16 protein-coding genes and 1 tRNA gene are annotated in these 21,905 nt (G+C 63.7%); 11 read left to right on the top strand and 6 right to left on the bottom strand.

Annotation, left to right across the window (positions count from 1 at the left end):
* The first annotated feature begins 66 nt into the window (after nt 1-66).
* From ACF8C6_RS12775 to ACF8C6_RS12760, 4 genes are read left to right on the top strand one after another with little or no spacing between them, the layout of a single operon-like run.
* A complete protein-coding gene (locus ACF8C6_RS12775; RefSeq protein WP_392499638.1) occupies nt 67-2,049 on the top strand; it encodes an N-6 DNA methylase in 1,983 nt (660 codons plus the stop codon).
* Nucleotides 2,046-3,425 (top strand): restriction endonuclease subunit S, encoded by a 1,380-nt coding sequence (locus tag ACF8C6_RS12770; protein WP_392499637.1) that lies wholly within the window; start codon nt 2,046-2,048, stop codon nt 3,423-3,425. The genes ACF8C6_RS12775 and ACF8C6_RS12770 overlap by 4 nt, the downstream gene beginning before the upstream one ends.
* Nucleotides 3,425-6,610 (top strand): type I restriction endonuclease subunit R, encoded by a 3,186-nt coding sequence (locus ACF8C6_RS12765; protein ID WP_392499636.1) that lies wholly within the window; start codon nt 3,425-3,427, stop codon nt 6,608-6,610. Before ACF8C6_RS12770 ends, ACF8C6_RS12765 begins: the two co-directional genes overlap by 1 nt.
* A 28-nt stretch (nt 6,611-6,638) precedes the next feature.
* Nucleotides 6,639-7,550: a restriction endonuclease gene (locus ACF8C6_RS12760; protein ID WP_392499635.1), complete on the top strand. Its 912-nt coding sequence runs from the start codon at nt 6,639-6,641 to the stop codon at nt 7,548-7,550.
* A gap of 433 nt (nt 7,551-7,983) precedes the next feature.
* Here the strand turns inward: ACF8C6_RS12760 and ACF8C6_RS12755 are convergent.
* The 4 genes from ACF8C6_RS12755 to ACF8C6_RS12740 form a co-directional block, all read right to left on the bottom strand.
* Nucleotides 7,984-8,060, bottom strand: a tRNA-Arg gene (locus ACF8C6_RS12755).
* A 55-nt stretch (nt 8,061-8,115) separates the two neighbouring features.
* Entirely contained in the window at nt 8,116-8,280 is a 165-nt protein-coding gene (locus ACF8C6_RS12750; protein ID WP_392499634.1) for a rubredoxin, read from the bottom strand.
* Nucleotides 8,277-8,996 carry an NAD(P)H-dependent oxidoreductase gene (locus tag ACF8C6_RS12745; RefSeq protein WP_392499633.1) on the bottom strand — a complete coding sequence of 240 codons (720 nt, stop codon included), beginning with the start codon at nt 8,994-8,996 and terminating at the stop codon, nt 8,277-8,279. Before ACF8C6_RS12745 ends, ACF8C6_RS12750 begins: the two co-directional genes overlap by 4 nt.
* 69 nt (nt 8,997-9,065) lie before the next feature.
* Nucleotides 9,066-10,121, bottom strand: a complete 1,056-nt coding sequence (locus tag ACF8C6_RS12740; RefSeq protein ID WP_392499632.1) for a fatty acid desaturase — start codon at nt 10,119-10,121, stop codon at nt 9,066-9,068.
* Nucleotides 10,122-10,256: 135 nt separating this feature from the next.
* Here ACF8C6_RS12740 and ACF8C6_RS12735 point away from each other — a divergent pair, with 135 nt between their 5' ends.
* The 3 genes from ACF8C6_RS12735 to gabT all read left to right on the top strand — a co-directional run bounded on the left by ACF8C6_RS12735 (nt 10,257) and on the right by gabT (nt 14,584).
* Nucleotides 10,257-11,267 carry an AraC family transcriptional regulator gene (locus ACF8C6_RS12735; protein ID WP_392499631.1) on the top strand — a complete coding sequence of 337 codons (1,011 nt, stop codon included), beginning with the start codon at nt 10,257-10,259 and terminating at the stop codon, nt 11,265-11,267.
* Between the two features lie 334 nt (nt 11,268-11,601).
* A complete protein-coding gene (gene gabD, locus ACF8C6_RS12730; protein WP_392499630.1) occupies nt 11,602-13,053 on the top strand; it encodes an NADP-dependent succinate-semialdehyde dehydrogenase in 1,452 nt (483 codons plus the stop codon).
* 250 nt (nt 13,054-13,303) lie between these two features.
* Nucleotides 13,304-14,584, top strand: coding sequence for a 4-aminobutyrate--2-oxoglutarate transaminase (gene gabT / locus ACF8C6_RS12725; RefSeq protein ID WP_277689736.1), 1,281 nt, complete (start codon nt 13,304-13,306; stop codon nt 14,582-14,584).
* A 345-nt stretch (nt 14,585-14,929) separates the two neighbouring features.
* Here gabT and ACF8C6_RS12720 read toward each other — a convergent pair whose 3' ends face one another.
* Nucleotides 14,930-15,751 (bottom strand): helix-turn-helix domain-containing protein, encoded by an 822-nt coding sequence (locus tag ACF8C6_RS12720; RefSeq protein ID WP_392499628.1) that lies wholly within the window; start codon nt 15,749-15,751, stop codon nt 14,930-14,932.
* A 169-nt stretch (nt 15,752-15,920) separates the two neighbouring features.
* Here ACF8C6_RS12720 and ACF8C6_RS12715 point away from each other — a divergent pair, with 169 nt between their 5' ends.
* Nucleotides 15,921-17,366: an alanine/glycine:cation symporter family protein gene (locus tag ACF8C6_RS12715; protein WP_392499627.1), complete on the top strand. Its 1,446-nt coding sequence runs from the start codon at nt 15,921-15,923 to the stop codon at nt 17,364-17,366.
* Between the two features lie 126 nt (nt 17,367-17,492).
* On the top strand, nt 17,493-18,485 hold the full coding sequence (locus tag ACF8C6_RS12710) for an asparaginase (RefSeq protein WP_392499626.1): 993 nt from the start codon (nt 17,493-17,495) through the stop codon (nt 18,483-18,485).
* Nucleotides 18,486-18,689: 204 nt separating this feature from the next.
* Here ACF8C6_RS12710 and glsB read toward each other — a convergent pair whose 3' ends face one another.
* On the bottom strand, nt 18,690-19,613 hold the full coding sequence (gene glsB / locus ACF8C6_RS12705) for a glutaminase B (RefSeq protein ID WP_392499625.1): 924 nt from the start codon (nt 19,611-19,613) through the stop codon (nt 18,690-18,692).
* A 133-nt stretch (nt 19,614-19,746) separates the two neighbouring features.
* Here glsB and ACF8C6_RS12700 point away from each other — a divergent pair, with 133 nt between their 5' ends.
* Both ACF8C6_RS12700 and ACF8C6_RS12695 read left to right on the top strand, forming a co-directional pair.
* The gene (locus tag ACF8C6_RS12700) at nt 19,747-20,742 is read left to right on the top strand and encodes an AraC family transcriptional regulator ligand-binding domain-containing protein (protein WP_392499624.1); all 996 of its coding nucleotides are present in this window, start codon (nt 19,747-19,749) and stop codon (nt 20,740-20,742) included.
* A 108-nt stretch (nt 20,743-20,850) separates the two neighbouring features.
* Nucleotides 20,851-21,879 (top strand): histone deacetylase family protein, encoded by a 1,029-nt coding sequence (locus ACF8C6_RS12695; RefSeq protein WP_392499623.1) that lies wholly within the window; start codon nt 20,851-20,853, stop codon nt 21,877-21,879.
* Nucleotides 21,880-21,905 lie beyond the last annotated feature (26 nt).

Below are 21,905 nucleotides of genomic sequence, written 5' to 3'. Positions count from 1 at the left end.
GCTCTGACCTGGCGACTCCCAGCGGGTTAAAGTAGCCGCTTTGACCGATCACCCAGGAGCAGTTGCGTGAACACGGAAAACCATTCCCAGACAGCCGCCTTTCTCTGGTCGATTGCCGACCTGCTGCGCGGTGACTTCAAGCAGTCGCAGTACGGCCGCATCATCCTGCCGTTCACCCTGCTGCGGCGTATGGAATGTGTGCTGGAGCCGACCAAGGAAGCAGTGATCCGTGAGTCCTATGCGCAGGAGGGCCGGCCTGATCTGGTGCGTGAGCGGCTGTTGCTGCGTGCGGCCGGGCAGCAGTTCTTCAATGCCTCCAAGCTGACCCTGGGTACGCTGTCCGACACCCAGACCGCCGCCGACCTGATGAGCTATGTGCAGTCCTTCAGCAAGGACGCCCGCGAGATCTTCGAGCACTTCCACTTTGAAGACTTCGTGCAGCAGCTCTCGGCCGCCAACCTGCTGTATCAGGTGGTGCAGCGCTTCGCCGCCACCGACCTGAGCCCCGAGCGCATCAGCAACTTCGGCATGGGCATCATCTTCGAAGAGCTGATCCGCAAGTTCGCGGAAAGCTCCAACGAAACCGCCGGGGAGCACTTCACCCCGCGCGATATCGTGCACCTGACCACCTCGCTGGTGATCACCGGGCAGGACGACAAGCTCAAGCCCAACAGCATCGTCACCATCTACGACCCGACTGCCGGCACCGGCGGCTTCCTCTCCGAGGGCGACGAGTACATCCAGTCCATCAGCCAGCAAGTCACCGTGTCGCTGCACGGCCAGGAGCTGAACCCCGAGTCCTACGCCATCTGCAAGGCGGACATGCTGATCAAGGGCCAGAAAGTCGAGAACATCAAACTCGGCAACACCCTTTCCAACGACCAACTGGCCGGCCCCGAGCACCGCTTCGACTTCATGCTCAGCAACCCGCCGTTCGGCGTGGAGTGGAAGAAGGTGCAGAAGCAGATCACCGACGAGCACAGCGAAAAAGGCTTCAACGGCCGTTTCGGCCCCGGCCTGCCGCGCGTGTCCGATGGCTCGCTGCTGTTCCTCCTGCATCTGGTCAGCAAAATGCGTGACCCGCGTGAAGGCGGCTCGCGCATCGGCATCATCCTCAACGGCTCGCCGCTGTTTACTGGTGGCGCCGGTTCGGGTGAGTCGGAGATTCGCCGCTACCTACTGCAGAACGATCTGGTCGAAGCCATCATCGCCCTGCCCACCGATATGTTCTACAACACCGGCATCGCCACCTATGTGTGGGTGTTGAGCAACCACAAAGCCGCCGAACGTAAAGGCAAGGTGCAACTGATCGATGGCAGCCAGCACTTTGCCAAAATGCGCAAATCCCTGGGCAGCAAGCGCCAGTACATTACCGAGGAACAGATCAGTGATTTGGTGCGGCTGTATGGCAGCTTTGAGCAAACCGCGCAGAGCAAGATCTTCCCCGTCGAAGCCTTTGGCTACCGGCGTATCACCGTCGAACGTCCGCTGCGCCTGAACTTTCAGGCTAACGCCGAGCGTATTGAAAAGGTGCTGGAAGAAAAGGCCATTCAGAAGATGGACGCGGCGGCACAGCAGCAACTGGTCGCAGCCCTGCAAGCGCTGGACGCCAGCCAGCTGCACCGCAACCGCGAGCAGTTCAGCAAACTGCTGAAAAAGACCCTCAGCGCCCACGGTGTATCGCCCAGCGCGCCCGAGCTGAAGGCCATCTTGAATGCCCTGAGCGAGCGTGACCCGGAGGCCGATATCTGTACAGTGAAAGGCAAGCCGGAAGCCGATGCCGGCCTGCGCGACAACGAGAACGTGCCACTGGGTGAGTCGGTGTACGACTACTTCGAGCGTGAAGTAAAACCCCATGTACCGGATGCCTGGATCGACGAAAGCAAGACGGATGCGCAGGACGGCGAAGTCGGTGTGGTCGGCTTCGAGATTCCCTTCAATCGCCACTTCTATGTGTTCCAGCCGCCGCGTCCGCTGGAAGAGATCGACCGTGACCTGAAAGCCTGCACCGACCGCATCAAACAGATGATTGAGGGGCTGTCGGCATGACTTTTCCCGCGTATTCGGCCTACAGGGATTCAGGTGTGGATTGGCTAGGAGAGGTGCCGCTGGGTTGGAGGGTTGGCAACCTGAAGCATGCTCTGATTGAGCTTGTGTCTGGTGGCACGCCTGAAAGTAACAATTCTGCTTACTGGTCTGATGGGGATGGTATTCCTTGGGTGGCAATTTCAGATATGACCAGAGGGCCGATAGTTGATTGCACAGCTAAGTCTCTGACTGCTGCGGGACTCAAAAGCAAGGGATTAAGAGTCATTCCAGCTGGCGGGTTGCTTTATTCAATTTATGCATCAATTGGTAAGGTGGCTGTCCTCGGGCTAAATGCTGCAACTAATCAAGCCATCCTCGGTTTGTTGTTAGACGGTAAGGTAGCGGAGCAAAGTTTTGTTAAGTGGTGGCTGGTGTCTCTTGAAAGCTGGGTGAAAACCATGGCTTCAAGCAACACTCAAGACAACCTTAATGCGGAGAAAGTAAGAAACCTCCCTTTGGTGTTTCCGACGCTGTTGGAGCAAACCCAAATCGCCCACTTCCTCGACCACGAAACCGCCCGCATCGACGCGCTGATCGAAGAGCAGCAGCGCCTGATCGAACTGCTCAAGGAAAAGCGCCAGGCCGTGATCTCCCACGCCATTACCAAAGGCCTCAATCCTGCGGTGCCCATGAAAGACTCCGGCGTAGAGTGGCTGGGGGAGGTGCCGGCGCATTGGGACGTGGTGGCGTTAAAGAGAATCGTCGAGGTGAAAGACGGGACGCATGCCACACCTAGCTACGTCGATCCAAGTCCAGATGCGTTTCCGTTGATCACTTCAAAGGACTTTATCGGTACCAATATTGATTTTGACAACTGCAAGTATATTTCGAGTGAAGACCACTCAGAGGTAATGCGGCGTTCTGACACGCAAAACGGTGACGTTCTCATGTCAATGATTGGTGGCAATATAGGAAAAGCATTGATTGTGGAGACCTCTCGGGAGTTTTCCATTAAGAACGTGGCTCTCTTCAAGTCGGCGGGAAGTAGTAAGAAGGCTAAGCAGATTTTGTACTTTCTTGAGAGCAGGCTTTTCGAGCAGCAAACCGAGCTCATTAGCCGAGGAGGCGCTCAAGGGTTTCTTGGGTTGGGCGATATTCGTTCGCTGGTTATTCCAAAGCCGCCGGAAGGCGAGTTGAGTGAGATATTGCGTTTCCTTGCTGTACAAGTTCCCAAACTTGATTCCTTAATTGAAGTGGCCGGGGAAGCAATCCGGTTCATGAACGAACGCCGCTCCGCCCTTATCTCCGCCGCCGTTACCGGCAAAATCGACGTGCGCGGCTGGCAACCTCCGGCCAGTACGCAAGCCCCCGAACCAGCAGTAGCAGAGGCCGTGTAATGGCAGACAGCAAGGAAGCGCAATTCCAGCAAGACATCATCACCGCCATGGTCGCCCAGGGCTGGCTGACCGGCCCGGCCAGCGGCTATGACCGGCGCACGGCGCTGTATACCGTGGATTTTCTCGGCTACTTCAAGGACGCCTGGCCGGAGCGTTGGGACAAGTTCGCCAAGGCCAACCCGAACAACCCGGAAACCGTGCTGGTACAGAAACTTGTGCGCGAGCTGGAGCAGGACGGCACCCTGGACGTGCTGCGCCATGGCTTCAAGCTGCCGGGGGTGAAGATCGAGGCATGTAGCTTCAAGCCCGACCACGGCATGAACCCGGACACCCTCAAGCGCTACCAGTGCAACCGTCTGCGCGTGGTGCCGGAGGTGTCCTATTCGCCTCACTACCGCGAGGGTGAGTACAACCCCCGTCTGGATCTGGTGCTATTCGTCAACGGCATCCCCGTCGCCACGCTGGAGCTGAAAAGCGAGTTCAAGCAGAGCGTGGAAAACGCCAAGCGCCAGTACCGCTACGACCGCCCGGTAAAAGACCCGCTGACGCGCAAACCCGAGCCGCTGCTGACCTTCAAGCGTGGCGCGTTGGTGCACTTTGCCGTGAGCCAGGATGAGGTGGCGATGACCACCCAGCTGGCCGGCAAGGACACCTTCTTCCTGCCGTTCAACCTCGGCAGCCTCGACGGCGGCGCCGGCAACCCGCCTGCGCCGGATGACAGCCAGTACGCCACCGGCTACCTATGGCAGCGCCTTTTCCAGCCGGATGCCTGGCTCAAGGTGCTGGGCCGCTTCCTGCACCTGCAGAAGAGCGTGAAGGAAGATGCCGACGGCAACCGCGTCACCAAAGAAACCCTGATCTTCCCGCGCTACCACCAGTGGGAAGTAGTCAACACACTGATTGAAACCACCCGCGCAGAAGGGCCGGGCAAGCGTTACCTGATCCAGCACAGCGCCGGCTCGGGTAAGTCCAACTCCATTGCCTGGACGGCGCATCAGTTGGCCTCGCTCTACGACGCCGAGGGCCAGCGCCTGTTCAACTCGGTGATCGTGATTACCGACCGCACCGTGCTGGACAAGCAACTGCAGGACACCATCTACCAGTTCGAGCACGCCCAGGGCGTGGTCAAGTGCATCACCCGCGATATCGGCAACCAGAGCAAGTCAGAGCAACTGGCCGAGGCGCTGGCCGAGCAGACGCGCATCATCATTGTCACCATCCAGACCTTCCCGGCGCTGTTCGATGCCCTGGACAAGTACCCCAAGCTGGCCAGCGGTCGCTATGCAGTGATCGCCGACGAGGCGCATTCCTCGCAGACTGGCTCATCGGCCAGCAAGCTCAAGCAGATACTCGGCAGTGATGCGCCTGAGGCTGAAGAGATCAGCGCCGAAGAGCTGCTGGACGCCGCCGTGGCCGCCCGCGCTCCCAACGAGCGCATCAGCTACTACGCCTTTACCGCCACGCCCAAGGCCAAGACCCTGGAGCTGTTCGGTCGCCCGGCCAACCCGGCGCTGCCGGCGAGCGCCGACAACAAGCCCGAGGCGTTCCACCTGTATTCCATGCGCCAGGCCATCGAGGAAGGCTTCATCCTCGATGTGCTGCAGAACTACACCACCTACAGCACCGCCTGGAAGATCGCCCACCCGGACGGCGACGACGAGGAAGTGGACTCGAAAAAGGCGCGCATGAAGCTGGCGCGCTGGGTACGCCTGCATCCGTACAACATCAGCCAGAAGGTGGAGGTGATCGTCGAGCACTTCCGCGCCAATATCCGCCACCTGCTGGGCGGCCAGGCCAAGGCCATGGTGGTCACCAGCAGTCGGCAGGAAGCGGTGCGCTATCAGTTGGCGATGCAGGCCTATGTGAAGCAGATGGGCTACGCCGATGTGCATCCGCTGGTGGCCTTCTCCGGCAGCGTAATGCCGGACGGGGTGATTCCCGAAGAGGTGACGGAAAGCAGCAGCCTGCTCAACCCCGGCCTGAACGGGCGCGACCTGGCGGAAGCCTTCGACACCCAGGACTTCAACGTGATGATCGCCGCCAACAAGTACCAGACCGGCTTCGATCAGCCCAAGCTGTGCGCCATGTACGTGGACAAGAAGCTGCAGGGCGTGGACTGCGTGCAAACCCTGTCGCGCCTGAACCGCACCTTCGGCGACAGCAAACCGACCTTCATCCTCGACTTCTTCAATGACGCCCAGGACATTCTCGACGCCTTCCTGCCGTATTACACCAAGGCCGAGCTGACCGACGTGACCGACCCGCAGCTCATCTATGACCTGCAGAAGAAACTGGATGCCGAGGGCATCTACCACTGGGAAGAAGTAACCGCGTTTGCGCTGGCCTTCTTCGACCCTAAGGCCGCCGCCAGCAAACTCAGCTATTACTGCGCGCCGGCCAAGGAGCGCTTTGCCAAGCGCTACAAGCTGGCCCAGGAATCACGCCAGCACGCGCTGGACTTCAAGCGTACCGCCGAGCAGAACGGCGACAGCGCCGGCCTGAAAAAGGCCGAGGCGGCCGTGAAGGAAGCTGGCGAGCAGGTCGATCAGCTCGACCTGTTCAAGAAGAACCTGCAGAGCTTTGTGCGTCTGTACGAGTTCCTCTCGCAGATCATTCCCTATGAGGATCGCGAGCTGGAGCAGCTGTGTGTGTACGCCAAGCACCTGCACCCGCTGCTGCGCGTGGATCGCCTCGATCAGGAAGACGTGGACGTGGGCGAACTGCAACTGACCCACTACCGCCTGACCAAGCGCGCCGAGCACCAGCTGCGCCTGAGCGAGGAGCAAGGCGACTACGGCCTCGATCCGGCCACGGGACTGGGCAGCGGCAAACCCCATGACCCAGAGAAGAAACGGCTATCGGAAATCATCGAGGCGCTGAACGATATCTTCGGTGCCGAAGTGAGCGATGACAACCAGCTCCACTATGCCAACGGTATTGTCAGTCGCCTGAGCAAGGACGAGGCAGTGATGGCCCAAATCAGCAACCACTCGATCGAACAGGTCATGCATGGCCTGTTCCCCAAGCGGGTCGAGGATATGGTGCTGGACGCCATGACCGACAACGAAAAAATGTCGCTGGATGTGCTGGATAACGAGATCAAGAGCCGGGCATTTGCACTGGCAATTTTGAAGATGCTGAAGACGGCGGCCGGCTTCGATGAGAGTGGTATGCGCGGCATCTGACTGCCACGAACAGGGAAAGGACGTAGAGATGGCAATTCCGGATTTCCAAAGCGTGATGCGCCCGGTGCTGGCAACTGTGCAGGATGGCGTGCCACTGGCACTCAACGAGCTGCGCGAGCGCGTTGCCGATCAGTTCCAGCTGACCGAGGACGAGCGCAAAGAGCGATTACCTTCGGGTAATCAGACGGTGATCAACAACCGTGTGGGCTGGGCGCGCACCTACCTGAACAAGGCCGGCCTGCTGTGCATTCCGGCCAAGGGCATGGTGCAGATCACCCCGCGCGGCCGGGACGCGCTGGCCAGCGGCCCGCAACGCATCACCGTGAGCTGGTTGAAGCAGTTCCCCGAGTTTGCCGACTTCCATACCGCCAAACCGCAGGCGGCTGATGCGCCGGCCGTGGTAGCGCTGGATGCCGCCGAAACGACGCCGGACGAACAACTGGCAGAGGCGCACCAGGCGCTTGTGCAGTCGCTGGCGGATGAGCTGCTGGCGCAGGTACGAGCGGCCACGCCGAGCTTCTTCGAGCAACTGGTGGTCGATCTGATGCTCGCCATGGGCTACGGCGGCTCGCGCAAAGAGGCCGGCAAGGCGACCCAGGCCACCAACGACGATGGTATCGACGGCATCATCAAGGAGGACAAACTCGGCCTGGACGTGATCTACCTGCAGGCCAAGCGCTGGAGCAACACCGTGCACCGCCCGGAGATCGACAAGTTCATCGGCGCACTGACCCGCCAGCGCGCGCGCAAGGGCGTGTTCATCACCACCTCAGACTTCTCCGCAGGCGCACGCGAGGCGGCGCTGGGGCTGGATATCAAAGTGGTGCTGATCGACGGCGTGGAGCTGGCGCGGTTGATGGTGGAAAACAACCTGGGGGTGAGCGTTAAGCAGGTGTACGAGGTAAAGCAGCTGGACAGTGACTACTTTGCGGAGGAGTAGCGTTTCCCGTTCTGCGTCTAACTTTGGGTAGCAGGATGGACTTAAAGCAACGATGGTGGACTTGCAGCGTGCCAGTAGATCGTTGTGGCGGTGACAGCTTCCCCTCAGTGGTGCCAAATCCACCCCATAGACTCAGCCCCACCCTGAACAGGTAACTGTGACTGATGACACCAACTGAACAGCGAGTCCACGACGATGCCATTGCCTTCGCAAGGGCCAACAAGAAGACAATCGCTAAACGATTGACCGACAAGACCATCCACCCACCGGAAGACGAACCCGTATCTGCCTTGCGGGCCTGCTTGCTCACGATGGGGTTCTTGCCGTCCGCCAGATCGGCGCGCAGCTCGACAGCCAAAAACACGAAAGCCCGCACAGGGCGGGCTTTTCGGGGGATTCCGTAGACTGCTAGAGACAACGGTAAACAGCTATCTGGCGCATCCGGCGGGATTCGAACCCACGACCCCTGCCTTCGGAGGGCAGTACTCTATCCAGCTGAGCTACGGATGCGTTGCGGGGCGCAATCATACGCATCCGCCTCGCGGGCGTCCATGCGGGCGGTCGATTACAGCTCCTGCATGTCGAAGTCGGCCTTGCTCACACCGCAGTCGGGGCATAGCCAGTCATCCGGCACCTCGGCCCAGGGCGTGCCGGCCGGGATGCCGTCGTCGGGCCAGCCCTGGCGCTCGTCGTAGATCAGGCCGCAAACCACGCAGATCCAGGTTTTCATGCCGGAACCTCCTGCTTGAGCGGGCGCAGACCTTTGTCGAAATCGGCCAGCGTAGGGAAGGTCAGCGGTTCGGCGAATTCCAATTGCAGCAGGTAGTCGCCGTAGCGGCGCAGGATGTCTTCGCGCGCCTCCTGGCTGATGTAGGGCACGTGATAGGCAGCGAAAGGCGGCAGCACGCTCATGCCGACATAGGCCAGGGTGCCGCGCTGCAGGGGACGCAGCATGGGTTCCCAGTCACCGTGTACAGCGTCTTCGCCGGCGAACATGTGCTGTTGACCGCCGAGGGTGAAGCTGAGCAGCGCGCGCTTGCCGGCCAGGCCGCCGCGGTCATAGAAGCGCAGGCCGCCATAGCAGGTGCCAGACACCAGTACGCGGTCGATCCAGCCTTTGAGGATGGCCGGCACCGAGCACCAGAACAGCGGAAAGTTGAAGATCACCAGGTCGGCCCACAGCAGCTTTTCCAGCTCGTCGGCAATGTCCGCGGCAATGTCACCACGCTTGACCGCCTCACGCTGCTCCAGGGCGTAGACCAGGTAGTCCGGGTTGCTGCGCTGGGCAAAGTCGGCGGCCGAAGCCACCGGGTTCCACTGCATGGCATACAGGTCGGAAACCTGTAGCTGATGGCCGAGACCTTCCAGGGTGACGACGGCCAGATCCTTCATGGCGGTGCAGAAGGATTGCGGCTCGGGATGAGCATGAACGATCAGGATATTCATCGAAACTTCCATAAAACGCGGGGCCCACAGGCCCCGGAGACGCCCCGGTAACGGGGCGGATGAAGCGCATCAAGCGGTTTGCTGCACGGGCGCGGCGGCCGGCTTGTCCTGCTCGTCCCAGCGGTTGGCGCGGGCGAAGGTGCCGAAGTCGTTGAAGCGCACGCCCATCTCGCGCATCACCTTGTGCGCCACCGGCGCGGTCATCTGGCGCAGGTAGAAGGGCTCCTTCACCACAAAGTGGTGGATGCCGTGGGTGCTGCCGAAGTTGAAGCAGAAGGCCTGCAGTGGCCACAGCCACCAGGGGTTGAGCACCTGGGTCTGCTGGATCACGTTGCCCAGCTCGACGTCGCCGTAGTAGTGCATGTTGGAGCTGATGAAGTGCAGGCAGAAGGTGCGCAGCACATTGGGGCCAACCAACACCACCACGGCAAAGGTGATGACATCCATGACGGCCAGCGTGGTGGCCGACCAGGCGATCGGCGCGCCGGCAGCGGTCGCGACGAAGTCGATCAGGTGGAAACCGAGGAACAGGTACCAGACGCTCCAGTTGATCAGGCCCAGCGGCGCATAGCCCACCAGCGTGCGGGTGACGATCATCTTGCGCCGCTCCCAGGTCGGCGCCCGCAGCAGGCGGATGAACGAAGACATCATGTTGTCGCCGACCATCAGCAGCCGGGCGAAACCCCAGGGTTCGCCGTTGGTGATGGCGCGTTCTTCGAGATCGGTCTCGGTGCCGGACACCTTGTGATGGTTGAGGTGCAGATTACGGCGAATCCACGGATTGATGGTGCTCGGGCGCGCCAGCCACACCAGGCCCATCATCAGGTTGTGCGGCACACGCTGCTTGCGGAAGTACATGGAGTGGATCAGGTCGTGCTCCAGCTCGTGGGTCAGCGAGGCGAAGAAGGCGTTGAGCAGTAGGCAGGCCCACCAGGCAATCGTGCCCTCGGCGTAGAGCCAGGCGCTGCCGAGCATACCGGCCAGGGCGAAGGCCAGGATGCCGGCGCCGATGGCGTCCTGGTGCTGCAGGATCGGGTAGCGCTCGCGCAGCTCGTTGCCGCGGGCCATCACCACGGCGCGGATATGCGCCGAACGTTCTTGGTGGGTTGCAGGAGTCGGGGTCATGCACGCATCCTCTTGGCTCAGGCGCATCACGCAGCGCCACGAATTTCGAATTTGTTGTGCGGTGCAGCGTGCGCTCATGCGCCACCGGCCGCCTGACCCATGGCGCCAACCTGTTGACCGAGAATGCCAAGCTGCATGACTGAACCCACCACCCTGGCCAGCTGGACCCGCGCCCTACGCCGCCAGCTCGATGCCCTTGGCCTGGACAGCGCCGCCCTGTGCGTCGAGGCGGGCCTCGACCCCAGCCAGCTGGATGACCCCAATGCGCGCTACCCGCTGCGTGCCACCACCCGCCTGTGGCAACTGGCCGTGGCCGCCAGTGGCGATCCGGCACTGGGCCTGGGCACCTCGCGCCATGTCGCGCCGACCACTTTCCACGCCCTCGGCATGGCGGTGATGGCCAGCGGCAGCCTGCGTGAAGTGTTCGAGCGCATCGTGCGTTATCACCAAGTGGTCAGCGATGTACTGGTGCTGGAATTGCGCGACGTCGGCAGCACCTGTGAATTCCACTTCCGCCTGCCGCCCGGCAGCACGCCGCCAGCGCCCGAAGCCATCGATGCCTTCGCCGCCATCTATGTGCGTACCTGCCGCAATCGCCTGGGTCGCGACTACGCGCCACTGGCCGTGCACCTGCGCCGCCCGGCACCGGCCGACCCGCAACCCTGGCTGGACGTGTTCCGCGCCCCCGTGCACTTTGCCGCCGCCGAAGACATGCTGTGCTTCGCCCGCGACGACCTCGACAAGTCGCTGGACGATGGCAACCCGGAGCTGGCCGCGCACAACGAGGCCGTACTGCAGAAGCGCCTCGCAGCCCTGCAGCCGGATACCGTAGCCCGCCGCCTGCGTCGCGCCCTGGAGCAGTGCCTGCCGAACGGCGAGCCGTCCGCCGAGGTCCTGGCCCATGGCCTGCACCTGAGCCTGCGCAGCCTGCAGCGCCACCTCAGCGAGGAAGGCAGCAGCTACGAGCAGGTACTGGCCGAGACCCGTCACGCTCTGGCTCTGCAGCATCTGCAGGCACTGGACTGCTCGATCAGCGAAGTCGCCTACCTGCTCGGTTTCGCCGACAGCAGCAGCTTCAGCCGCGCCTTCAAGCGCTGGAGCGGGCAGAGCCCGAGCCAGTATCGCGACAACCTGCGCACGAACTGAACGGCTGTAGCGCAGGTCGAACTCCACTACGCAGCATGCCTCGGCATAACCGTTCTGAATATCGAACGCAGCTAATGCCGGCGCCTGCCGCGTGAACAAGCAGGAGAGCCAGGCAACCACTGGCGCCGCACTGCTTAGAAGGAAAGCTCAGGTGTAGAGCGACCTGATCAGTCTTTTTGATTATTTTGTTGATTTTATCGAACGTCACTCTTGCCCTTTGCCGACGCTGGCCCTAGCATTCGTTTGACATTTCAAACGCCGGGCTGAACAACCCACACAGCCCACCCTTTGCCAGACCGTCCAACCTGTCGGCGCCGTGCACCAGGAGAACAATATGCAACTGAAAGACGCCAAGCTGTTCCGCCAGCAAGCCTATATCAACGGTTCCTGGCAGGACGCCGACAACGGTCAGACCCTGGAAGTGAACAATCCCGCCACCGGCGAAATCCTCGGCAGCGTGCCGAAGATGGGTGCCGCCGAAACTCGCCGCGCCATCGAAGCGGCCGAGAAGGCCCTGCCGGCCTGGCGTGCGCTGACCGCCAAGGAGCGCGCCGGCAAGCTGCGTCGCTGGTTCGAGCTGATGATGGAAAACCAGGACGACCTGGCCCGTCTGATGACCCTGGAACAAGGCAAGCCGCTGGCCGAAGCCAAGGGCGAAATCGCCTACGCAGCCTCCTTCCTCGAGTGGTTCGCCGAAGAAGCCAAGCGCGTCTACGGTGACGTGATTCCGGGCCACCAGCCGGACAAGCGCCTGATCGTGATCAAGCAGCCCATCGGCGTGACCGCGGCCATCACCCCGTGGAACTTCCCGGCGGCGATGATCACCCGTAAAGCCGGCCCGGCCCTGGCCGCCGGCTGCACCATGGTGCTCAAGCCCGCGTCGCAGACTCCCTACTCGGCACTGGCCCTGGCCGAGCTGGCCGAGCGCGCCGGCATCCCGGCGGGCGTGTTCAGCGTGATCACCGGCAGTGCCGGCGCCGTGGGTAACGAGCTGACCAGCAACCCGATCGTGCGCAAGCTGTCCTTCACCGGCTCCACCGAAATCGGCCGCCAGCTGATGGCCGAATGCGCCAAGGACATCAAGAAGGTGTCCCTGGAACTGGGTGGCAACGCGCCGTTCATCGTCTTCGACGACGCCGACCTGGATGCCGCCGTCGATGGCGCACTGATCTCCAAGTTCCGCAACAACGGCCAGACCTGCGTGTGCGCCAACCGCCTGTACGTGCAGGACGGCGTGTACGATGCCTTCGTCGACAAGCTGAAGGCCGCCGTGGCCAAGCTGAACATCGGCAACGGCCTGGAAGATGGCACTACCACCGGCCCGCTGATCGACAACAAGGCCGTGGCCAAGGTCCAGGAGCACATCGAAGACGCCGTCGGCAAGGGCGCGACCCTGGCCATGGGCGGCAAGCCGCACGCCCTGGGCGGCAGCTTCTTCGAGCCGACCATCCTGACCAACGTGCCGAACAACGCCGCCGTGGCCAAGGAAGAAACCTTCGGCCCGCTGGCGCCGGTGTTCCGTTTCAAGGACGAGGCCGAAGTGATCGCCATGTCCAACGACACCGAGTTCGGTCTGGCTTCCTACTTCTATGCCCGCGACCTGGGTCGCGTGTTCCGCGTGGCCGAGGCCCTGGAATACGGCATGGTCGGCATCAACACCGGCCTGATCTCCAACGAAGTCGCGCCGTTCGGCGGCATGAAAGCCTCTGGTCTGGGCCGCGAAGGCTCCAAGTACGGTATCGAGGACTACCTCGAGATCAAGTACATGTGCCTGGGCGGTATCTGAACCAGCGCCCGGCCCCACCCCTGGCCAAGGGCCACAGGTGGGGCTGAGCCATTGGCGTGACAAGATTTCCGTGGGTGTCGACTGACAGGCAAGAGCTGCGTCAGTCGGCGTCGGCGTTTCCGGTGGTGGCACCGGCGAACCCTGCAGACGGTTCGGTAGTACGGCTCCAGTTCGATCATCGTTAGCTGGCGCGTGTTGCCCCCGTCATCATCCTTGGACCGAGTCGCCACGAGCGACTTATGAGGAAACCATGAGCAAGACCAACGAATCCCTGCTGCAACGCCGTGCCGCCGCTGTTCCGCGCGGTGTGGGCCAGATCCACCCGATCGTCGCCGAGCGCGCCGAAAACGCCACCGTATGGGACGTCGAAGGCCGCGAGTACATCGACTTCGCCGGCGGTATCGCCGTACTCAACACCGGTCACCTGCACCCGAAAGTGGTTGCCGCCGTGCAAGAGCAGCTGACCAAGCTGAGCCACACCTGCTTCCAGGTACTGGCCTACGAACCCTACATCGAGCTGTGCGAAGAAATCGCCAAGCGCGTACCGGGTGACTTCGCCAAGAAGACCCTGCTGGTCACCTCCGGCTCCGAAGCCGTCGAGAACGCCGTGAAGATCGCCCGTGCCGCCACCGGCCGCGCCGGCGTGATCGCCTTCACCGGCGCCTACCACGGCCGCACCATGATGACCCTGAGCCTGACCGGCAAAGTGGTGCCCTACTCCGCCGGCATGGGCCTGATGCCCGCTGGCGTGTACCGCGCCCAGGCCCCGTGCGAGCTGCACGGTGTGAGCGAAGACGAGTCCATCGCCAGCATCGAGCGCATCTTCAAGAACGACGCGCAGCCGCAGGACATCGCCGCCATTATCATCGAACCGGTACAGGGTGAAGGCGGTTTCTACGTCAACTCCCCGGCCTTCATGAAGCGCCTGCGCGCCCTGTGCGACCAGCACGGCATTCTGCTGATCGCCGACGAAGTACAGACCGGCGCCGGCCGTACCGGCACCTTCTTCGCCACCGAGCAGCTGGGTGTGGTGCCTGACCTGACCACCTTCGCCAAGTCCGTTGGCGGCGGCTTCCCGATCTCCGGCGTGTGCGGCAAGGCCGAGATCATGGACAAGATCGCCCCCGGCGGCCTGGGCGGCACCTATGCCGGCAGCCCGATCGCCTGCGCCGCGGCCCTGGCCGTGCTGAAAGTGTTCGACGAAGAGAACCTGCTGCAGCGCAGCCAGGCGGTGGGCGAGAAGCTCAAGGCCGGTCTGCGCGACATCGCCGCCAAGCACAAGGTCATCGGTGACGTGCGCGGCCTGGGCTCCATGGTGGCCATCGAGCTGTTCGAGAACGGCGACCACAGCAAGCCGGCTGCCGAGCTGACCGGCAAGATCGTCGCCAAGGCGCGCGAGAAGGGCCTGATCCTGCTGTCCTGCGGCACCTACTACAACGTGGTGCGCTTCCTGATGCCGGTGACCATCCCGGACGCCCAGCTGGAAAAAGGCCTGGCCATCGTCGCCGAGTGCTTCGACGAGCTGGCGTGACCCTTTCGCGCCGGCCCCGACTCTCCTGCCGGGGCTGGCCGAACATTACGCCTGTGGCTCACCAGGCCAGGCGAATGCCTTCAGACCCGCGCTTGCGCGGGTCTTTTTTTGCCTGGAATTTGGTGAAAGCCGTGGTTGTTCCGGGTGGACAGTGTCCGTGGGAGCGGCTTTAGCCGCGATAAGGCCACCGAGAATCGCCCCCGATCGCGACTGAAGTCGCTCCCACAGCGCCTGCAGGAGTGGCCTTGACCGAGGCATTGTCCACGCGGGCTTGCAGTCGCGGCCAAGGCCCCTCCCACACAGCATTCTCACAACCCACCCCAACCAACCAGCCGCATTAACGACTTACTCGATCTCGAACAGCCCCTGGCGGATCTGTGCGCCGCCCAGGCGCTGGCGGATGTCGGCATCGATGCGCGGGTCATCCGGGCTGTACAGGCCGATCTGGCGGAAGGCGTTGACCCGGTTGATCTCCGTGCCGAGGAACTCCCACACCACGCGGGTGCAGGCCGGCGTGCGCAGGTCGCCGCTGGAGACCCCGGTCTTCAGGCCATTGAGGCGGGTGATGCGGCTCTTGAAGCTGGGGATGAGGATGGTCTGGGTCATCTCGTTGCCGGTCAGCGACTCGTAGTCGATGAGGAACAGGCGATCCTGCAGGTAGAACGCCGCCCCCAGGTAGCGGCAACGCACCCAGTCCTCGCTTTCGCCGCCACGCGCCGCGTCCTGCCGCCCCTGGCGCTCCTGGCGCTCGAACAGAAAGTCGCCGCGCTCCTCGCGCAGCTGCACCAGCGAGAGCAGGATGCTGCCCGGCACCGACATGCAGTTGGAGTATTCGAAGTAGTAGCCACAGTAGCGCCGCAGGTCGTTGCCCTGCTCGCGCAGCGGCTGCAGCAACTCCAGCAGCGGGTCGGCCTGTGCCTGGCGCCCGCTGGCGCCGACCCGGGCGCCGATCAGGCGGGCGAACTGCTCGGGCGGCAACAGCAGTTCATAGTCCTCGACGCCAAAAAAGTCGCAAATGCGCTTGAGGTTGAATGCAGTCGGCCGGCTCTGCCCGGCCAGGTAGCGGTTGAACTGCGCACGGTTGATCTCCAGGCGCCGACACACCTCGGCGATGGAACGGTAGTGGCTGCATAACAGCTTGAGGTTGCTACCGAGCGGGTCGGCCATGAGGAGCGTCCGAATCTGATGCGAGTGACGCGATTCTAGCATCAACTCGCATCAGATCGCCGCGACCCGCGAAATTGCCCGAAACGCGTCGCTGGCCAACCATGCGCGGGCCATACCGCATCGCCGCTGCGCCGGCACGCGCTCACTACAACAAGAGAGACATTCCGCCATGCTTGATCTTCTCAACGACTTGCTCTGGAGCAAGGTCCTCATCGTCGCCCTGGTGGGCCTCGGTCTGTACTTCACCCTCGCCTCGCGTTTCGTCCAGCTGCGTTACTTCGGCAGCATGTTCAGCATCTTCGCCCAGGCCTTCAAACGTCAGCCGGGCCAGCTCAGCTCGTTCCAGGCGCTGATGCTCTCCGTCGCCGGCCGTGTCGGTGCCGGCAACATCGCCGGCGTGGCCGTGGCCATCACCCTCGGCGGGCCGGGTGCGGTGTTCTGGATGTGGCTGGTCGCCCTGCTCGGCATGTCCACCAGCTTCTTCGAATGCTCGCTGGCGCAGCTGTTCAAGCGCCGCACCGAGGACGGCGGCTACCGCGGCGGCCCGGCCTTCTATATCCAGCACGGCCTCGGTCTGCGCTGGCTGGCGATCATCTTCTCGATCCTGCTGCTGGTGACCTTTGGCTTCGGCTTCAACGCCCTGCAGGCCTACACCGTGGCCAGCTCGCTGCATGACACCTTCGGCCTGCCCACCCACTTCAGCGGCATCGCCCTGGTGGTGGTCATCGGCCTGATCATCTTCGGCGGCATCAAGCGCATCGCCAGCACCGCCGATGTGCTTGTGCCAGTCATGGCCATGTCCTACATCGTCATGGCCCTGGTGGTCATCGGCATGAACATCGAGGCCGTGCCGGCCACCCTGGCGCTGATCGTCAAGAGCGCCTTCGGCCTGGAGCCGGCCTTTGCCGGCGGCATCGGCGCGGCCATCGTGATGGGCGTCAAGCGCGGCCTGTTCTCCAACGAAGCGGGCCTGGGCAGCGCACCGAACGTCGCCGCCGTGGCCGAGGTCAAGCATCCGGCCGCGCAGGGCATCGTGCAGTCGCTCAGCGTGTTCATCGACACCCTGCTGATCTGCACCAGCACCGCGCTGATCATCCTGCTCTCCGGCGTCTATCAGCCGGGCGCCGAAGTCGGCGGCGTGATCCTCACCCAGAGCGCCATGGCCGCCGTGGTCGGCGAGTGGGGCCGGGTATTCGTCAGCCTGGCGCTGCTGCTCTTCGTCTTCACCACCCTGGTGTACAACTACTACCTGGGCGAGAACGCGCTGGGCTTTTTCAGCAGCAAGAAGCCGCTGCTGATCGGCTACCGCGCCCTGGTCATCGCCCTGGTGCTGTGGGGTTCGATGCAGGACCTGTCCACCGTGTTCGCCTTCGCCGACGTGACCATGGGCCTGCTGGCGCTGGTCAACCTGATCGCCCTGGCCCTGTTGTTCAAGGTCGGCCTGCGTCTGATGCGCGACTACGACAGCCAGATCAAGGCCGGCGTGGAAACCCCGGTACTGGACGCCAAGCAGTTCGCCGACCTGGACCTCGACCCCAGCGTGTGGGCCGCCCAGCAGGCGCCGCACAGCAGCAGCCAAACCGCTGAGATCGCTCATCAGCTGCACCAGCGCTAAACCGCTGTCAGACCAGGGAAGGGGGCGACAGCCCCCTTTTCTTTGCCCAGATGCCGGTAATTCGCCGCTAAACTGCGGCGAACAAGCCTCCCTGGCACTTCATTACTGCCCGTTGTTGGAATGCCCATGACTCCTTCGCAGAACCTGCTGGTGCTCTACACCGGCGGCACCATTGGCATGCAGATGACCGAGGCCGGCCTGGCCCCGGCCTCCGGTTTCGAAGCGCGCCTGCGCGCCGAACAGGCCCTCCATCCCGAACGCCCGGCGCCGGCCTGGCGCTTCCAGGAACTGTCGCCCCCGATCGACAGCGCCAACATGCGCCAGAGTCACTGGCTGGCCATGCGCGACGCCATCGTCGAGGCCATCGATGAGCAGGGCTGCGACGCCGTGCTGCTGCTGCATGGCACCGACACCCTGGCCTACAGCGCCGCGGCGCTGAGCTTCCTGCTGCTGGGCATCGACGTGCCCGTCGTGCTGACCGGCTCCATGCTGCCGGCCGGCAGCCCCGGCAGCGATGCCTGGCCTAATCTATTCGGCGCCCTGGCCGCACTGGCCGAAGGCTGCCTGCCCGGTGTGCACCTGTATTTCGCCGGCCAGCTGCTGCACGGCGCCCGCGCCAGCAAGCTGAAAAGCGAGGCCTTCGACGCCTTTGCCAACACCACCCGGCCGCGCCAGGGCCGGCACCTCGATGCGCTGCCAGCCGCCCTGCACTACCGTCAGCCCCGCCAACCCGTACGCCTGGCCGTGCAGCCGCTGTTCCCCGGTCTCGACGCCGCCCAGTTGCGTGGCGTGCTGGCCGGCGCACCGCAAGCCCTGCTGCTGGAGTGCTACGGCAGCGGCACCGGCCCGGCCGACGACGTCGAACTGCTCGACGTGCTGCGCGAAGCCCGCGCGCGCGGCGTGGTGCTGGCAGCCATCAGCCAGTGCCCGCAGGGACATGTGGAGTTCGGTGTGTACGCCGCCGGCAGCGCGCTGGCTGGCGTCGGTCTGGTCAGCGGCGGCGGCATGACCCGCGAAGCGGCCCTGGGCAAGCTGTTCGGCCTGCTCGGCGCCGGCCTGGCGCAGGCCGAGGTCGAGCGCCTGTTCGCCCTCGACCTGTGTGGTGAGCTGGCGGAATAGTTCATCCGCAGCAGGAGCAGTCAGGGGCCTTTGTGGGAGTGGCTGGGCCGATGCTTCTGTGCGGCCCGAGTCGCGGCCAAGGCCCCTCCTACGTGCATTTGCAGAAGGTTTTGTGTGGGAGTGGCTTTAGCCACGATTGCGGGCTTGCAGAAAGCATCGCGGCGAAAGCGGAGTACCGCCCAGCCGCTCCCACGCTGTGTCCAATCAGCCCTGCATGGGGGCGAACACCGACCAGCCGATGCGCTCGCTGAGCAGTTCCAGGGCGGCCATGCCGGCCAGCGAATTGCCGGCGGCGTTCAGTTCAGGCGACCACACGCAGACGCTGAAGCGCCCCGGTACCACGGCGACAATGCCGCCGCCAACGCCGCTCTTGCCCGGCAGGCCGACGCGGTAGGCGAAATTGCCGGCCTCGTCGTAGAGGCCGCTGGTGGCCATGATGGCGTTGACCTGCTGGGTCTGCCGTGCGCTCAGCACCTGCTCGCCGCTGTGCGGACAGCAGCCCTGGTTGGCCAGGAAGGCAAAGGCGCGGGCCAGGTCGACGCAGCTCATCGCCAGGGCACAGTGGTGGAAGTAGCTGCGCAGCACCGTCTCCACTTCGTTGTGGAAATTGCCGAACGACTGCATCAGGTAGGCCGCCGCCGCGTTGCGCGCACGGTGCTGGTATTCCGACTCGGCCACCTTCATGTCCGCCACCACGTGGCCATTGCCCGACAGGCGCCGGGCGAAATCGCGCATCGACAGCGCCGGCACGGCGAAGCGCGACTCGTTGATATCGCAAATCACCAGCGCCCCGGCATTGATGAAGGGGTTGCGCGGGCGGCCGCGCTCGAATTCCAGCTGCACCAGCGAATTGAACGGCTGCCCGGACGGCTCGTGGCCCAGACGCTGCCAGATGGCCTCTCCGGAATGCTGGATGGCCTGCACCAGGCTGAACACCTTGGAAATGCTCTGGATGGAAAACGCCCGGTCGGCATCGCCCGCCGTATGCAGGCTGCCGTCCACACCGAACACGGCGATGCCCAGCTGATCGGCCGGCACTTCGGCCAGCGCGGGGATGTAATCGGCGACCTTGCCCTGACCGAGCAGCGGGCGGACCTGCTCGATGATTTCCTGCAACAGCGCTTGCATGCACAAACTCCACAACGCGCCGAACCCGCTTCGGCGTTCAGCACTAGACGCCAGCCGCGTGCCTGCCATCACCTACCGATACAGGGGCATAGTTCTTGCTGCAGCAAAGGCTCCATCGGCCCGTTGTATCGCCATGCTGCATTCGCAACTCACCACCCTGCATACCGTCTCGCTGATCCTGCAATTGCTCGCCGAGCGCCCCGGGCTCAGCGCCGAAAGCCTGCTGGAGGGCAGCGGCATTCGCCTCGCCGACCTGCAGCACCCGGATTTCCGCATCAGCACCAACCAGGAGATGCGCGTCTGCGCCAATGCCCGCGAGCACTGCCAGAGCCTCGGCCTGGAGCTGGGCCGACGCATGCATGTGTCGTCCTACGGCGCGCTGGGTTACACCCTGATCTCCAGCGCTACCTTGGGTGACGCCTTGCAGCGCGCCCTGGAGTTTCCCGCCCTGCTCGGCACCTACTTCGAGCTGAGCCTGGTACGCGAAGGCGAGCGGGTCTGGCTGCAGGCCGCCGGCTACCGCGACCAGGCCGAGCTGGAAACCTTCAACACCGAGTTCTGCCTGGCCTCGATGAAGCTGATCTGCGACGACCTGCTGGGGCGCTCTTTGCCCTTGATCGGTGCACAGTTCACCCATGCCGCGCCGGCATACGAGGCTCAGTACCGGCACAGTTTCCCCTGCCCCCGGCAGTTCGAGGCACCGCGCAACGCCTTCGCCTTCGCCGCTGAATGGCTGGAACAGCGCCTGCCGCTGGCCGACCCGGTCACCCATTGCGACATGCTCGCCCGCTGCCGGCAGCTCAACCAGGAGTTCACCAGCCGTCAGTCGCTGGTGATGCGCTGCCGGCAGCTCCTGGCCGCCCAGCTCGAAACGCCGCCCGGCCTGGACGGCCTGGCCAGCCAACTGCACTGCTCCTCACGCAGCCTGCGCCGCCACTTGCACGATGCCGGCAGCAGCTACCAGAGCCTGCTCGACGAGCTGCGCTATGCGCGTGCGCGGCACCTGCTGGAACAGGGCGAGCTGCCCATCTACCGTATCGCCGAGGCCATGGGCTATAGCGAAACCGCCAGTTTCCGCCATGCTTTCCAGCGCTGGAGCGGACAACCTCCCAGCCGCTTTCGCGCCTGAGGCCAGGCAAAAAGTGGCCACATCTATCCCCTTGTGGCCACTCTTGCCGTTCCCCAGCCGCCGCCAGCCGCCAAGAATGACGGCAGATGCCCTGTGGAGAACAACAAGATGCTGACCATCTACAGCGACGATCACCGCCTGCACCACGGCCGCTGCGAACTGATCGACGGTGAACTCAAGCCCTGCTTCGAAATGCCGGCACGCGCCGACTACGTGCTGGCCCGGGTGCGCGAGCGCGCCCTCGGCGAGGTGCGCGAGCCGCATGATTTCGGCCGCGCGCCAATCGAACGGGTGCATGCGCTGGACTACCTGGAATTCCTCGAAGGCGCCTGGGCGCGCTGGGCCCTGGAAGGTGTCGATGGCGACCTGATGCCCTACATCTTCCCGACCCGCGGCCTGCGCGCCGTGCGCCCCGACCACCTGCACGGCCAGCTGGGCTACTACAGTTTCGACGGCGGTGCGCCGATCACCGCCGGCACCTGGCAGGCCATCTACAGCTCGGCGCAGGTTGCCCTGACCGGCCAGCAGGCCATCGCCGACGGCGCCCACGGCGCCTTCGCCCTGTGCCGCCCACCGGGCCACCATGCCGCCGCCGACCTGATGGGCGGCTACTGCTACCTGAACAACGTCGCCATCGCCGCCCAGGCCTGTCTCGACCAGGGCGCCCGTCGCGTGGCCATCCTCGATGTCGACTACCACCACGGCAACGGCACCCAGTCGATCTTCTACGCCCGCAACGACGTGCTGGTGACCTCGATCCACGGCGACCCACGCGCCGAATTCCCGTTCTTCCTCGGCTATGCCGACGAAGCGGGCGAAGGCGCCGGGCGTGGCTTCAACTACAACCTGCCGCTCGCTGCCGGCAGCGACTGGTCGCTGTACAGCCAGGCGCTGGACAGCGCCTGCCAGCGCATCGCCGCCTATGCGCCGGACGTGGTGCTGGTGTCGCTGGGCGTCGATACCTTCAAGGAAGACCCGATCTCGCAGTTCAAGCTCGACAGCCCGGATTACCTGCGCATGGGCGCACGCATCGCCGCGCTGGGCACGCCGACCCTGTTCGTCATGGAAGGCGGCTACGCGGTGGAAGAGATCGGCATCAACGCCGTCAACGTACTCGAAGGTTTCCAGGGCGCCTGAGCCCGTTTTTCAACCAGGGGAGCAAT

It is taken from the genome of Pseudomonas sp. zbq_18 (assembly GCF_043102245.1).
GTDB lineage: Bacteria > Pseudomonadota > Gammaproteobacteria > Pseudomonadales > Pseudomonadaceae > Aquipseudomonas.
Note: the sequence above shows the minus strand (reverse complement) of the source record. Positions and strands in the feature narration are given on the sequence as shown.

Excerpts from the sequence above, each read along its gene's own strand:
- ACF8C6_RS12770 (WP_392499637.1), top strand. The coding sequence starts at position 2,046 with ATGACTTTTCCCGCGTATTCGGCCTACAGGGATTCAGGTGTGGATTGG.
- ACF8C6_RS12765 (WP_392499636.1), top strand. The coding sequence starts at position 3,425 with ATGGCAGACAGCAAGGAAGCGCAATTCCAGCAAGACATCATCACCGCC.
- ACF8C6_RS12760 (WP_392499635.1), top strand. The coding sequence starts at position 6,639 with ATGGCAATTCCGGATTTCCAAAGCGTGATGCGCCCGGTGCTGGCAACT.
- ACF8C6_RS12750 (WP_392499634.1), bottom strand. The coding sequence starts at position 8,280 with ATGAAAACCTGGATCTGCGTGGTTTGCGGCCTGATCTACGACGAGCGC.
- ACF8C6_RS12745 (WP_392499633.1), bottom strand. The coding sequence starts at position 8,996 with ATGAATATCCTGATCGTTCATGCTCATCCCGAGCCGCAATCCTTCTGC.
- ACF8C6_RS12740 (WP_392499632.1), bottom strand. The coding sequence starts at position 10,121 with ATGACCCCGACTCCTGCAACCCACCAAGAACGTTCGGCGCATATCCGC.
- ACF8C6_RS12735 (WP_392499631.1), top strand. The coding sequence starts at position 10,257 with ATGACTGAACCCACCACCCTGGCCAGCTGGACCCGCGCCCTACGCCGC.
- gabD (WP_392499630.1), top strand. The coding sequence starts at position 11,602 with ATGCAACTGAAAGACGCCAAGCTGTTCCGCCAGCAAGCCTATATCAAC.
- gabT (WP_277689736.1), top strand. The coding sequence starts at position 13,304 with ATGAGCAAGACCAACGAATCCCTGCTGCAACGCCGTGCCGCCGCTGTT.
- ACF8C6_RS12720 (WP_392499628.1), bottom strand. The coding sequence starts at position 15,751 with ATGGCCGACCCGCTCGGTAGCAACCTCAAGCTGTTATGCAGCCACTAC.
- ACF8C6_RS12715 (WP_392499627.1), top strand. The coding sequence starts at position 15,921 with ATGCTTGATCTTCTCAACGACTTGCTCTGGAGCAAGGTCCTCATCGTC.
- ACF8C6_RS12710 (WP_392499626.1), top strand. The coding sequence starts at position 17,493 with ATGACTCCTTCGCAGAACCTGCTGGTGCTCTACACCGGCGGCACCATT.
- glsB (WP_392499625.1), bottom strand. The coding sequence starts at position 19,613 with ATGCAAGCGCTGTTGCAGGAAATCATCGAGCAGGTCCGCCCGCTGCTC.
- ACF8C6_RS12700 (WP_392499624.1), top strand. The coding sequence starts at position 19,747 with ATGCTGCATTCGCAACTCACCACCCTGCATACCGTCTCGCTGATCCTG.
- ACF8C6_RS12695 (WP_392499623.1), top strand. The coding sequence starts at position 20,851 with ATGCTGACCATCTACAGCGACGATCACCGCCTGCACCACGGCCGCTGC.